Annotated in this window: 9 protein-coding genes and 1 pseudogene; 9 read left to right on the top strand and 1 reads right to left on the bottom strand. The window is 67.8% G+C overall.

Features of this window, described 5'->3' with window-relative positions:
- Nucleotides 1-2 precede the first annotated feature (2 nt).
- Entirely contained in the window at nucleotides 3-1403 is a 1401-nt protein-coding gene (locus tag E5198_RS03140; RefSeq protein WP_136488560.1) for a DUF1329 domain-containing protein, read from the top strand.
- Between the two features lie 4 nt (nucleotides 1404-1407).
- On the opposite strand, the pseudogene E5198_RS03135 reads toward E5198_RS03140, so the two are convergent.
- Nucleotides 1408-2259: pseudogene (locus E5198_RS03135) on the bottom strand (IS5 family transposase).
- 297 nt (nucleotides 2260-2556) lie between these two features.
- Between E5198_RS03135 and E5198_RS03130 the strand changes: the two are divergent.
- The 8 genes from E5198_RS03130 to E5198_RS03095 all read left to right on the top strand — a co-directional run bounded on the left by E5198_RS03130 (nucleotide 2557) and on the right by E5198_RS03095 (nucleotide 12414).
- Entirely contained in the window at nucleotides 2557-3126 is a 570-nt protein-coding gene (locus E5198_RS03130) for an acyl carrier protein (RefSeq protein WP_136488559.1), read from the top strand.
- Nucleotides 3127-3134: 8 nt separating this feature from the next.
- Complete coding sequence (locus E5198_RS03125; protein WP_136488558.1) at nucleotides 3135-4409, top strand: beta-ketoacyl-[acyl-carrier-protein] synthase family protein; 1275 nt, start codon at nucleotides 3135-3137, stop codon at nucleotides 4407-4409.
- Between the two features lie 2 nt (nucleotides 4410-4411).
- Nucleotides 4412-5473, top strand: a complete 1062-nt coding sequence (locus E5198_RS21440; protein ID WP_372239860.1) for a beta-ketoacyl synthase — start codon at nucleotides 4412-4414, stop codon at nucleotides 5471-5473.
- Nucleotides 5470-6768: a beta-ketoacyl synthase gene (locus E5198_RS03115; RefSeq protein ID WP_136488557.1), complete on the top strand. Its 1299-nt coding sequence runs from the start codon at nucleotides 5470-5472 to the stop codon at nucleotides 6766-6768. The genes E5198_RS21440 and E5198_RS03115 overlap by 4 nt, the downstream gene beginning before the upstream one ends.
- The gene (locus E5198_RS03110) at nucleotides 6765-7967 is read left to right on the top strand and encodes a beta-ketoacyl synthase N-terminal-like domain-containing protein (protein WP_136488556.1); all 1203 of its coding nucleotides are present in this window, start codon (nucleotides 6765-6767) and stop codon (nucleotides 7965-7967) included. The genes E5198_RS03115 and E5198_RS03110 overlap by 4 nt, the downstream gene beginning before the upstream one ends.
- 68 nt (nucleotides 7968-8035) lie before the next feature.
- Nucleotides 8036-10906 (top strand): aminotransferase class III-fold pyridoxal phosphate-dependent enzyme, encoded by a 2871-nt coding sequence (locus E5198_RS03105; RefSeq protein WP_136488555.1) that lies wholly within the window; start codon nucleotides 8036-8038, stop codon nucleotides 10904-10906.
- A 9-nt stretch (nucleotides 10907-10915) separates the two neighbouring features.
- Nucleotides 10916-11653 (top strand): SDR family NAD(P)-dependent oxidoreductase, encoded by a 738-nt coding sequence (locus E5198_RS03100; RefSeq protein ID WP_136488554.1) that lies wholly within the window; start codon nucleotides 10916-10918, stop codon nucleotides 11651-11653.
- A complete protein-coding gene (locus E5198_RS03095) occupies nucleotides 11650-12414 on the top strand; it encodes an SDR family NAD(P)-dependent oxidoreductase (RefSeq protein ID WP_136488553.1) in 765 nt (254 codons plus the stop codon). The genes E5198_RS03100 and E5198_RS03095 overlap by 4 nt, the downstream gene beginning before the upstream one ends.
- Nucleotides 12415-12433 lie beyond the last annotated feature (19 nt).

The raw sequence follows: 12433 nt of genomic DNA, 5'->3' as shown, positions 1-12433 counted from the left end.
CGATGAAGACGACTCTTTTCCGGGCCAGCCTGCTGAGCGCGGGCATCCTCTGCGCATTCAGCCAGACCGCCGCGGCCAAGGTTTCCGCCGAAGAGGCCGCGCGCCTGGGCAAGGACCTGACCTGCTCCGGCGCCGAGAAGGCCGGCAACGCCGACGGCAGCATTCCGGAGTTTTCCGGCAAGTGGCTGGGCGCCCCCGACCACATCAAGCACGAGGGCACCGGCAAGTTCTGGGAGAACCCCTACGCCAGCGAGAAGCCGCTGTTCACCATCACCGCGCAGAACATGGACCAGTACGCCGACAAGCTCAGCGACGGCCTGAAGGCGCTGTTCAAGAAGTACCCGGACACCTTCAAGATGCCGGTGTATACCAGCCACCGCGACTTCCGCTTCCCCGACTGGGTGTGCGAGGCCTTCAAGAAGAACGCCACCACCGCCGAACTGGTCGACGACGGCCTCGGCCTCAAGGCGGTGACCGGCTCCCAGCCGTTCCCGATCCCGAAGACCGGCTTGGAGCTGCTGTGGAACATCAACAACACCGGTCCGCAGCCGCACAAGACCGAGCTGACCACCCAGGACGTGGTGGTCTACCCGGACGGCAACCTGGCCTGGGGCAAGATGGAGAACAAGTTCCTCGGCATTCGCTCCGAACCGGGCGCGATGCGCGACACCACCGACTTCACCCCGCCGTATGGCGGCATCCAGTCGCTGACCATCCAGAAGACCCACCTGCCGCTGCGCGACAAGGGCACGGTGTATTCGACGCGGGAGACCTTCAACTACAAGACCCTGCCGCGCGACGTGTACATCTACAACCCGGGCACCCGCCGCGTGCGCCAGGCGCCGTCGTTCGGCTTCGACATGCCGCAGGGCGCCGGCGGCTTCCGCACCGTCGACGAACACCACATGTTCAACGGCTCGCCGGAGCGCTACGACTGGAAGATCGTCGGCAAGCGCGAGATGTACATCCCCTGGAACGCCTTCGCCACCAACCAGGCCGAGGTGAAGATCGCCGACCTGATCAAGCACAAGGGCCACGTCAACACCGAGCCCATGCGCTTCGAGCTGCAGCGCGTCTGGGTGCTGGAAGCGACCCTCAAGCCCGGCTTCCGCCACCAGTACGCCAAGCGCGTGTTCTACATCCAGGAAGACACCTGGGGCTCGGCGCTGTCCGACCAGTACGACGGCCGCGGCCAGCTGTGGCGCACCGTGCTGGGCAACTGGATGTGGGCCTACGAGTCGCAGACGCCCTACTGGGGCATCGCCGCGCATCATGACCTGATCTCCGGCGCCTACCTGGTGGACAACATCGCCAACGAGACCGGCGCGCCGATCCTGGAAACCAAGGAAAACTGGACTCCGGCCATGTTCAGCGCCGAGGCGGCGGCTCGCTGGGGGCGTTGATCCGCTAGGTTCTGTACGAAAAGTACTGCCGTAGGCACCGCAGCGTGCAGGCCAGCGTGACCATAGCGGCAAAACTTCTTGCCAGCTTGTCGTAGCGAGTGCCAATCCTGCGGCTCTCCTTCAGCCAGCCGAACATCCGCTCGATGATGTTGCGCTGCCGGTATTTCGGGCGGTCGAACAGCCTTGGTAGGCCTGGCTTGGGCTTGCGTTTCATGGTTCGCAGCGGAATCACAGGCTGCATCCGGTAGCGGTCGCAGTACTGGCGCAAGTGCTCTGCATCGTAGCCCTTGTCTGCCAGCAACCAGCGGCAGCGCTTGCGAGGTCGGCCTGGCTTGCCAGGGATGCGAACCTGATCCAGGAGTGCCTGAGCATTCGAGATGTCGCTGGCCTGGCCCGGTGACAGCAAAAAGCGCAGAGGCACGCCGTTGGCATCGCAAACCATATGGATCTTGGTGGTCAGGCCACCTCTGCTGCGCCCCAGCGCATGGTCTACCGGCTCTTTTGGTCCCCCTTTTTCCCGGCGCCAGAAGAGGCTCGGGTTGCTCGCACCGCTGTGGAGTCAATCATCCAGGTATCCAGATCGATCAGCCCTTCCTGATTCAGGCGAATGTGCAGGCGCTCAAGTACCTGGTCGAACGTGCCGTCATCCCGCCAGTCACGAAAGCGCTGATACACCGTCGACCATGGGCCGAACCGCTCTGGCAGGTCGCGCCAGGCGGCACCTGAGCACAGGATCCAGAGGATTCCGTTGAGCATCAGTCGGTCATCACTGCGAGGTCGCCCCATCTTCTGTTCGGGGGAAACCAGATCGGCGATCAACTCCCGCGGCGTCTGGGAGTTCGTAGCGCTTTGCCATGCGGGCCTCCAGCCTGTCATGGCGCCAATTCTACCCGTTCAGACTTTTCGTACAGAACCTAGCAGCCAGCGCGCGAGAAAAAGCGGAGCCCTCCCCACGCGAGTGGGGAGGGCTCTTTGTGTTCTGGGTCGGGCTGCCGACTTCCTGCACGGCCTTCCGGCCGTCTGCCATCAGCTTCTGCGCGGTTGACTCTGCCCCTAGGGAGAGAGTTTAGAGTGCGCGCGCCCTGGTTGGGGCAGGTCATTCACCGTGACGTAACTATCGGGTTACGGCTATGGACAGACAAGGAGCAGGACTTTGAACAACCCCCTGGAACTGGAATCCGTCATCGCGAGCACGCGGGAGATCCTTGCCCAGTTGCTGGTTCTCGACATCGAGGATATCGAGGCCGACAGCAGCATCGTCGAGGATCTCTCCGCCGATTCCCTGGACATCGTCGATCTGAGCTTTCAGCTCGGCAGACGCTACGGCTGCGTCCTGCCCAAGACCAGCGTACTGGACCACGCCGCTGCAGTATGCGGCGATCTGCAGGCATTCGTCGACGCCGGCGGCCTGACCCCGGCCGGCAAGGCGCTGCTCGAGGGAAGCCTGAACGCCTATGCCGATGGCCAGTTGCGCCCGGGCATGAAGCCGGCCGATGTGTTCGCCGCCACGACGGTCCGCAACTGGGCTGCCCAGTGTCGCAACCTCTTCGATCACCTGCCGGAATCCTGCCCCCAGTGCGGCGGCAAGCATGCCAGCCTCAGCCCGCAGAACCTGGTGGTATGCAGCTCCTGCAGCGCACGCCTGAGTCCTGCCGACGGCGATCAGGTTTCCCGGCTGCTGGTCGAGAAATTCGTCGCTGCCAACCTGCAAGAACGCGTCTAGGGGCCGCCATGCGGGCGCGCGAAGTCTGCGTCACCGGCTACGGTCTGGTGGCTCCCACGGTGCTGGACGGCGACAGCCTGTTTCGGCGGATCTGCGAGAATCGCTCCTGCGTTCGCAGCCACCCATTGTTCGAGGAGCTCGGTTTTCCGAACACGGCGGCCGGCTATCTCGATGACGAGCAGTGGCTGCACATGTTCGACGCCTATGACGGCGATCCGGTCGTACCCCCGCGGCAGTGCGTGCTGGCGACCTATGTCGCCAGACAGGCTCTGGGCCATGCCGGGCTGACGGCGAATGCGTTCGGGGAGAGCTGCAGCGGCCTTTTCCTCGGCGCCAACAAGTACTGCGCCAACGTCCAGGATCTCGACCGCCTTGGCATGTGCCTGAACGATGACTGCCTGGACCTCGACCGTCTCCTCGGGCAGCAGCCGGACATCGAGCCGGTGTTCTCGCGGCGGGTCGACCAGCAGACCTTCCAGCTGGCCGCAGAGCTGGGGATCAGCGACCACATTTCCACCCATTCCGACGCCTGCGCAGCCGGAACAGTGGCCATCGGCAGCGCCTATCGGGCGATCGAGCGTGGCGAGATCGACCTTGCACTGTGCGGCGCCGTCGAGCTGATGGCCAACGAGCTGCCCTATTACATGTTCGGCAGCCTCGGCGCGCTGTGCCAGCAGAGCGAGCTGCCACCCGAGCGGCAGAGTCGACCGTTCATGCGCGACCGCAGCGGTTTCGTGCTCAGCGAGGGGGCTGCCTTTCTGGTCCTGGAGTCGCGCGAACACGCCGAACGCCGCGGGGCGCACGTGCTCGGCCGGGTGCTGGGTTATGCCAACCACTGCGAGGCGGAGAAGATGACGGCCAGCAGCAAGGATGGCAGCAAGTACGCGCGCTGCATGGAGGAGGCGATAGAGGATGCCGGTCTGCTGCCGCATGCCGTGCAGCACGTGAATACCCATGGCACCTCGACTCAGGTCAATGACAGCTGCGAGGCCCTGGCTCTCAAGCGGGTCTTTGGCGAACAGCTGGATGCCATCACCCTCACCGCCAACAAGTCGGCCGTCGGCCACTCGCTGGCCGGCAGCGGCGCCATCGAGGCGGTGCTTTCGCTGATCAGCCTGCGCGATGGCGTGCTCCTGCCGACGCTGAACTACTGCCCGGATGGAGCCCAGTTTCCCGAGCTGAAATTCCTGACCGAGCCCAGGCGCCAGTCGGTGAATGTGGTGCTGTCCAACTCCTTCGGCTTCGGCGGCATCAACAGTTCCATCGTGCTGGGGAGGGCTTGAGCATGACCATGTTGCAGGGAAGGCCGGTGTACCTGGTGGCGGCCTCCGTACTCAATGCCGCCGGCAGCGAGGCCGGCGATCTCCACGGCGCGGTGCCACAGCCGCGGCCTCTGCCGTTCGCCGCCGAGCGAACGGCGCATGCCGTGGCGGCTCCGCGGCTGCCGGCGGATCTGTTCGACCGCAAGATCCAGCGCAGCGTCGAGCCGCAGGGGCTGCGCCTGCTGCACTGCGCCGCACGACTGGCGCCGGCTCTGCGCGAGTTGCGACTGCCGGCGCAGCGGGTAGGGCTGACGGCGGCGATACCCGAGGTTGACGCGCCCAGTCCCTGCTGGGATGCGGTCGAAGCCATCGAGCGCGAGCCGGACAGGCTTCTTGCGCAGCTGCTGGCCAACACCCCGCCGCTACACGCGTTGACCCTGCTCAACAGCTCGGTCATGGCCTATGTCGCCGAAGCGCTGGACTGCCGGGGCGTCATGGCGGGCTATTGCGCGCAGGTCGGTGCCGGCTTCGATGCGCTGATCGAGGCGGTTGCGGAAATCGCCGAGGGGCGGGCCGATGCGGTGCTGTCGGTCAGCTGCAGCCCGAACCTGACGCCGGCCCTGTTCCTGCGCGACGAGCCGGGCCAGGACGTGCTGTACGGGGAGGGGGCCGCGGCACTGCTGCTGGCCGCCCAGCCGCCGCTCGAAGGCCTCGTGGTGCGGGTGGCCGGTTACGGCCGTGGCTTCAGTGCCGACCCGCAGCGCCGCCCGGCAGTGCTGCAGCAGGCCGTGCGTCAGGCGCTGCAGGCGGAGCGCCTGACGCCGCGCGACATCGACTGGCTTGGCGGCAGCGTCCCCGATCTTGCCGCCAGCGAGCCGTTCGCTGCCTGTGCCGTCCTGCGCGATACCCGGGAGGTAACCGGCGAACTGGGCGCCAGCGGCCTTGCTACCGAGATCGCTGCCCTGATCGGCGATCCGCGTCATGAACGCGAGCCCCGCCTGCGCCATGTGCTGCTGCCGAGTGTCAGCCGGGCAGGGCACTGCGACGCCATGCTGCTGGCAATCACCTGGAAGGAGAAGGCATGAACGGAGCAAGGGTAGTGATCACCGGGATGGGGGCGGTGACCGGCTTCGGTTTCCAATGGCAGGACATGTGGCAGCAGATGCTGCGCGGCAGGCACTGCGTAGCGCCCTGGCAACCCGAGGAAATCGAGGACGGCGGCTTTCCGGTGCGGTTCGCCGCGGCCGTCGACATCACGCGCCTGCCGTCCGGACTGCAGGGGCATCCGGCGTGGGACATGCCCATGGAGAAACGCAGTCGCCTTGGCTGGATCGCCGCCACCCAGGCGGTCGCCGACAGCGGCCTGGCCGTCAGCGAACTCAGCCGTGCCGCGGTGCTGACGGCATCCGGCGCGCCCCAGCACATGCTCGCCGACATGCGTCTGGCGCTGCCCGCCGATGGCGGCCAGGGGGCGGACTGGCGCCACCTGATGCAGCGTTCTGCGCAGGTCCACGCGGATGGCTCGCTGCGACAGGCCAACGACCGGCTGTCGCGGCTGATCGCCGCGGACTTCTCCTGCGAAGGCCCGGTGCTCAACGTCAGCAGCGCCTGTGCGGGCGCTGCGCAGGCGATCGGCAATGCCTTCCGGATGATCCGGCGCGGCGAGGTGGATGTCGCCGTGGCCGGCGGGGCCGATTCGGTGCTCAATCTCGACACCATGAGCGCGCTTTACCTGCTGGGTGCCGTCAGCAGCGAGCAGCGCTGGGGCAGCGAGCTGTGTCGGCCGTTCGATCGCGACCGCAGCGGCCTGGTCGCCGGCGAAGGCGGTGGCTTCGTGGTCCTCGAGCGGCTGGAACGGGCGCTGGCCCGTGGCGCCACGCCCTATGCCGAGGTGCTCGGCTATGGCAGCAGTCTGGATGGCTACAAGGTCACCGCTCCGGATCCGCAGGGACGCGGCGCTGCCCTGGCCATGCGCGCGGCTCTGGAGGATGCCGGTGTGCGGCCGCGGCAGGTCGATCTGGTCAATGCCCACGGGACGTCCACGCCGCTCAACGATGTGGCGGAAACCCTGGCGATCAAGAACGTGTTCGCCGAGGAGGAGCATTACCGCCAGCTGGCTGTTTGCGCCAACAAGTCGCAGTTCGGCCATCTGATCGCCGCGGCGGGGGCACCCGAGTTCATCGTCACGGCGCTTTCCTGCCGCGACGATCGCATTCCGCCGACCCTCAACCTGCAGCACCCGGACCCCGACTGCGATCTGGACTACTGCGCGCAGCGGGCGGTCAGCCGCCCGGTGCAGGTAGCGCTCAGCAACTCGTTCGGTTTCGGCGGCCTCAACGCGTCGCTGGTGCTGGGCAAATACCGGGAGAGCCGAGGATGAAGCACGTCGATCAGCGGATCGCCATCAGCGGTGCCGGTTGCGTGCTGGCCACCGGCTGGGGCGTCGCCCCCTTCTGGGCGGCCGCGCGGGCCGGGCGCAGCGGCATCGGACCACTGCGTGCCAGGCACTTCCACAGTCGGCGGGTGGTCGCCTTCGGCCACGTCGCCGAGGACGTCCAGCAGCGCTGCCGTCAGGAGGTGCCGCGCAACCTGCACCGCTACTGCACGCCGGCGCTGGCCTGGGGCGTCAGTGCGGTCGGCCAGGCGCTCGCGGAGGCCGGGATCGATCCGCAGCAGGGGCGGCTGCGCCTGGGACTCTATGGCTGTCAGGGGGGCTACACCCATCCCTCGCTCGATGCCTACGCCGAGTTGCTGCGCGATTGCTCCAGCGAGCTCGGTCTGGACAAGGCCGGGCTCAGCCGGCGCGTGCTGCATGAGCGTGCCCTGGACCCCTTCCTGGTGCTGAAGAGTCTCAGCAACGGCCTGCTCGGGGTGGTCAGCCTGGCCCACCGTCTGGAATGCGAGGGCAGCGCCTTCATGCAGGGCGTCGCCGGCAACCAGGCGGCCTTGCGCGAGGCCTGCGCCGCGCTGCGCAGCGGCCGTATCGATGCCGCCATCGTGGTCGGCTCTGGCAGCGAACTCGACGCGCTGGCGCTCGCCGCGCTGGTTCGCGCCGGAGTCATTTCCGCCAATGGCACTGAGGCCTTCCTGGCGTTCGACGAACGCGGCCGGGGCGGCATTGCCGGTGAGGGCGCCGCGGCACTGGTGCTGCAGCGCTGCGCGGATCTGCCGACCGCGGCGCACGTGTGCCTGGTCGGTCAGACGGCGCACGCCAGCCTCGACGCCCTGCAGCTGCCGGCCGAGTCGACCGACCTGCTGGTCTGCACTGCCAGCGGCGAGCCGGAGCAGGACCGGCGGCTGAGTGCCCGCCTGGGCCGGATCCCGGCCGCGCATGTCGGCGCTGCGCAGCCGCTTACCGGAATCCTCAGCGCAGCACCCAGCCTGGTCGATCTGATTCTGGCTCGCAGCGCCATGCAGGCCGGCTACGCGCCCCCGCTCGCCGGGCTGAGGTATCCGGTCGACGACCGGCTGCCCTTCGTCGTCGGCAGCGGACGCGAGGTGCCGATCCGCCGGGCCACAGTGGTCGGCCGCGACGACAACGGCTTCAGCGCCTGCTACCGGCTCGAGCTGGCCAGCTAGTACCCGCACGCAGCGCGCGGCCACTGCCGGCTGCGGGCTGTCTCTTCAGTGAAAGGATGTGAGTCCCAATGGATTACCGCGACTATGTAAGGCCCCGCTACGTCGAACTGATGCAGGCGCTGGGTCTGGAATGCCAGTTCCATCGTGCCAGTGGCAGCAAGCTGTTCCGCCGTGACGCCGCGGGAGCCGAGGTGGCCGTGACCGACTTCCTGGGCGGCTATGGTGCCGCGCTGTTCGGCCATAACGACCCCGAACTGGTCGAACTGCTCTGCGCTCTGCTGCGCGAGCAGGCGCCCTTCAACGCACAGATGTCGGTGCGCAGGGCCGCCGGCGAGCTGGGGCGGCGGCTGAGCGAGGCGCTCGGCCAGGAGCTGGGCTGCGCCGAGCACTTCGTGTCGACCTTCTCCAACAGCGGCGCCGAAGCGGTGGAGATCGCCATCAAGCACGCCGAGTTCAGCCGCCAGAAGCGTTTGCAGGCCGCCTTCGACCAGCGGGACTTCGTCCTGGCCGGTCTTTCCGGCGGTCAGCAGGCGTACGTCGAGTTCGATGTGGGCGAACTCGAGCTGCCGGCCGGCCTGCTGCCGGCGCACCTGACCACGGTGACCCTGCGCCAGCTGGCCGAGGCCGTGCGCCAGCACAACCTGGCCCAGCTGCATGCCGCTCCGGTGTTCGTCGCCATGCGGCGCAGCTTCCACGGCAAGCTGGTCAGCAGTGTGCAGCTCACCTACGGGCGGCAATACCGCCAGCCTTTCGCCCGCTTCGGGCTGAATGTCGATTTCGTCGACCCCGAGCAGCCCCTGCAGCTCGAGGAACTGCGCCAGCGGCACCGCCGCGACTGGCTGAGTCTGGAGTTCGCCGGCGCGCGCCCGGTGCTGCATCGGGAGCCGTGCAGCAGCATCGCCGCGATACTGCTCGAACCGATCCAGGGCGAGGGCGGCATCCACGAAATTCCCGCAGAAGCCTGTCTGGCGCTGCGCCGGCTGTGCAACGAGCTGGGTTGTCCGCTGATCGTCGACGAGGTGCAGTCGGGCTTCGGCCGCACCGGCACGCTGCTGGCCAGCAGCCAGCTGCGCCTGCTCGGCGACTACTACTGCCTGTCCAAGGCGCTGGGTGGTGGCCTGACCAAGATCGCCGCCACGCTGATCCGTGCCAGCCACTACGAGACCGACTTCAGCTACATCCACAGCTCGACCTTCGCCGAAGACGACCTGTCCTGTCGGGTGGCTCTGCAGTCCCTGCAGCGCCTGCAGGCGGACGGCGGGGCGATGCTCGAGGACATCCGCAGCAAGGGCGAGTATCTCAAGGCTTCGCTGTGCGAGCTCAAGGACTACTACCCGGACGTGATCGCCGACGTGCGCGGCCGCGGCCTGCTGCTCGGCATCGAGCTGCACGACCTGAGCGACAGCAGCTCGCTGGTGCAGGCCTCGGCGCAGTACAACGATGCGCTCGGCTATCTGATCGCCGGCTACCTGCTGCAGCACGAGCACCTGCGTGTGGCCCCTTCGGGCAGCAACGCCAACGTGATCCGCCTGGAGCCGCCGGCGTGCATCAGTCATGCCGAAATCGACGGCCTGCTCGCGGCGCTGCAGCGGGTCTGCGAGATGCTCCGCCGGCGCGATGCACTGCCGCTGGCCGCGGCGGTGTGCGCCGACCTGCTGCCCGAAGTGCCGCCACGCGAGGAGAGCTTCGGCGAGGAGAGCCCGCGCCCAAAGCCTGAGCAGGGCACCCCGGTGGTAGCCAGGGTGGCCTTCATCAACCATCTGATCGACACCGGCATGCTCGGCGACGTCGACCCTTCGCTCGCCGTGCTCGACGCGGAGCAGAAGCGCGCCTTCGTCGAACGCACGGCTCCCGAGCGCAGGGCCGCGCCCATAGGCCCGGTGACCATTCGCTCGCGGCTGGGCACGGCGGTGGAGTTCACCCTCTATCCGCTGTGCATGGACTCCAGCGCAATGGCCGGATACATGGCCAGCGGCGACCTGCAGCCGATCCGCGAGGAGATCGCCGCACGCATCCGCGATGCCCGCGCCGACGGCTGCCGCATCGCGGGACTGGGGATGTACACCTCGATCGTCACCAACAACTGCCAGTCCCTGCAGATCCCGGATGTCGCGCTGACCTCCGGCAATGCCCTGACCATCGGCATGGGGCTGGAGGCCATCGAGCAGGGCTGCGCCCGCCAGGGCATCGACCTGGCCAGGGAGACCGCCGCAGTGGTCGGCGCGGCCGGCAACATCGCCTCGACCTACGCCTCGCTGCTGTCGATGCAGGTCGATCGTCTGCTGCTGATCGGCAGCGGCCGCGAGGGCTCGCTGCGCCGCCTGGAGAAGACTGCCGAGCTGATCTACATGGATGCCGCACGCTCGATTCGTGCCGGCACAAGCGAGCACGACCGGCTGGCCAGGCGCCTGCTGCAGCTGGAGGGGGTCGAGGCGTTGCTGCAGCTGTATGGCGATGCTCCGGATCTCGGCCGCCGGCTGTTCCGTTTCGTGGCCGAGCGCCTCGGGGATGAGGCGTTCATCGTCGTCGGCAACGATCTCGACAGCCTGCGCCAGGCGCGCATCGTGCTCTGCGCAGCCAATGCGCCGCAGGCTTTCCTGCAGGCCGGGCATTTCGCCGAGAACGGCGTGGTCTGCGATATCGCCGTGCCGCTCAACGTCGACCAGGCGGTGGCGGCGCAGCGTCCCGACCTGCTCTACATGCACGGCGGCATCGTGCAGACCCCGTTCGGCGACGGCCTGGCGGAAAACGTACGCGCCTATCTCGGCGAGGGACAGCTCTACGCCTGCATGGCCGAGTCGGTGCTGATGGGGCTGGCGGGCATGAGCCGGCACTACTCCTACGGCGATATCAGCCGCGAGCAGGTACAGCAGATCCGCGCCATCGCCGCGACCCACGGCTTCGGGCTGGCCCGGATCAAGACGGACAACTCCCTGTAAGGAAACGACATGCACAACAAGACTGCGGTGGTCACCGGCGGCAGCCGGGGCATCGGCAGGGCGATCGTCCGGGTGCTGGCAGGAGCCGGCTACCGGATTGCCTTCAGCTACGTGCGCGACGAGGCAGCGGCGATGGCCCTGCGCGAAGAGATCGAGGCGATGGGGCGACCGTGCCTGGCCTTGCGCTGCGACATCGGCGAGAGCGACAGCATCGCTGCCTTCTTCGCGCGAGTGGAGGAGGAATACCAGCGCATCGACCTGCTGGTGAACAACGCCGGCATCACCCGCGATGGCCTGCTGGCGGTGTTGCCCGAAGAGGACATCGTCAGTGTCATCCAGACCAACCTGGTCGGCACGCTGCTGTGCTGCCAGCAGGCGCTGCCGGGAATGCTGCGCCGGCGCAGCGGCAGCATCGTCAACCTCAGTTCGGTGGCTGCCCAGCGCCCGGGCAAGGGACAGAGCAACTATGCCGCCGCCAAGGGCGGCGTCGAGGCGCTGACCCGCGCCCTGGCCGTCGAGCTGGCGCCGCGCAACATCCGCGTCAACGCCATCGCTCCCGGCATCGTGCGCACCGAGATGAGCGAGGCGCTGATCGGCAGCATGGCGGAAGCAATCCGCGAGCGCCTGCTGATCAAGCGCTACGCCGAGCCCGAGGAAATCGCCGAGGCGGTGCTGTTCGTGGCCGAACGCGCACTCTACATGACCGGGGAGGTCCTGCCGGTCAACGGCGGGCTGAAAATGCCATGAGCAAGACTCGTACGATTCTCGTCACCGGCGCGGCGAAAGGCATCGGCAGGGCCGTCGCGGAGTCCTTCGCAGGGGCGGGCGGCCATCGCCTGGTCCTGCTCGACCGCGACCTGGGCGAGCTGGAGGGCTGGACGGCCGGCCATCCGGCGCGGGAGAGCATCGAGTCCCACTTCGCCGACATCGCCGATCTGCCCGGTCTGCAGCGGCTGTTCGAGGACCTGGCCCGTCGCCACGGGCAGATCGACGTGCTGGTGAACAGCGCCGGCATCTGCGACGAGAACGAGCCCGAGGACCTGGACACCTGGCACAGGGTGATCGCAGTGAACCTCAGCGGCACCTTCTACGTGACCGCGCTGTGCCTGCCGCTGATCCCCCGGCATGGGCGGATCGTCAACATGGCCTCGATCCTTGGCCGCGCCGGCAAGGTGCGCAACACCGCCTATTGCGCCTCGAAGCACGGCATCGTCGGGATGACCAAGGCGCTGGCGCTCGATCTGGCCGCGCAGCAGATCACGGTGAACGCGATCCTGCCGGCCTGGGTCGACACGCCGATGCTGCGCCACGAACTGGCGGTGCAGGCCGGCATGGCCGGCCTGACTCCCGAGCAGATCCAGCGCAATGCCAGGCGCAAGCTGCCCTTGCGCCGCTTCATCCAGAGCGAGGAGGTGGCTGCACTGGTGCGTTATCTGGCCAGCCCCGAGGCGGCGGGTGTCACCGCCCAGAGCCTGGTGGTCGATGGCGGCGCCGGATTGGGGATGTAGCGTGTCGAGAGCCGATCAC

This window comes from Pseudomonas sp. A-1 (assembly GCF_004801855.1).
Taxonomy (GTDB): Bacteria; Pseudomonadota; Gammaproteobacteria; order Pseudomonadales; family Pseudomonadaceae; genus Geopseudomonas.
The sequence above is the reverse complement of the archived record's forward strand: the minus strand, read 5'-3'. Positions and strand labels throughout refer to the sequence as shown.

Coding starts and splice junctions, on each gene's coding strand:
- E5198_RS03140 (WP_136488560.1), top strand. CDS start 3: ATGAAGACGACTCTTTTCCGGGCCAGCCTGCTGAGCGCGGGCATCCTC.
- E5198_RS03125 (WP_136488558.1), top strand. CDS start 3,135: ATGCGGGCGCGCGAAGTCTGCGTCACCGGCTACGGTCTGGTGGCTCCC.
- E5198_RS21440 (WP_372239860.1), top strand. CDS start 4,412: ATGACCATGTTGCAGGGAAGGCCGGTGTACCTGGTGGCGGCCTCCGTA.
- E5198_RS03115 (WP_136488557.1), top strand. CDS start 5,470: ATGAACGGAGCAAGGGTAGTGATCACCGGGATGGGGGCGGTGACCGGC.
- E5198_RS03110 (WP_136488556.1), top strand. CDS start 6,765: ATGAAGCACGTCGATCAGCGGATCGCCATCAGCGGTGCCGGTTGCGTG.
- E5198_RS03105 (WP_136488555.1), top strand. CDS start 8,036: ATGGATTACCGCGACTATGTAAGGCCCCGCTACGTCGAACTGATGCAG.
- E5198_RS03100 (WP_136488554.1), top strand. CDS start 10,916: ATGCACAACAAGACTGCGGTGGTCACCGGCGGCAGCCGGGGCATCGGC.
- E5198_RS03095 (WP_136488553.1), top strand. CDS start 11,650: ATGAGCAAGACTCGTACGATTCTCGTCACCGGCGCGGCGAAAGGCATC.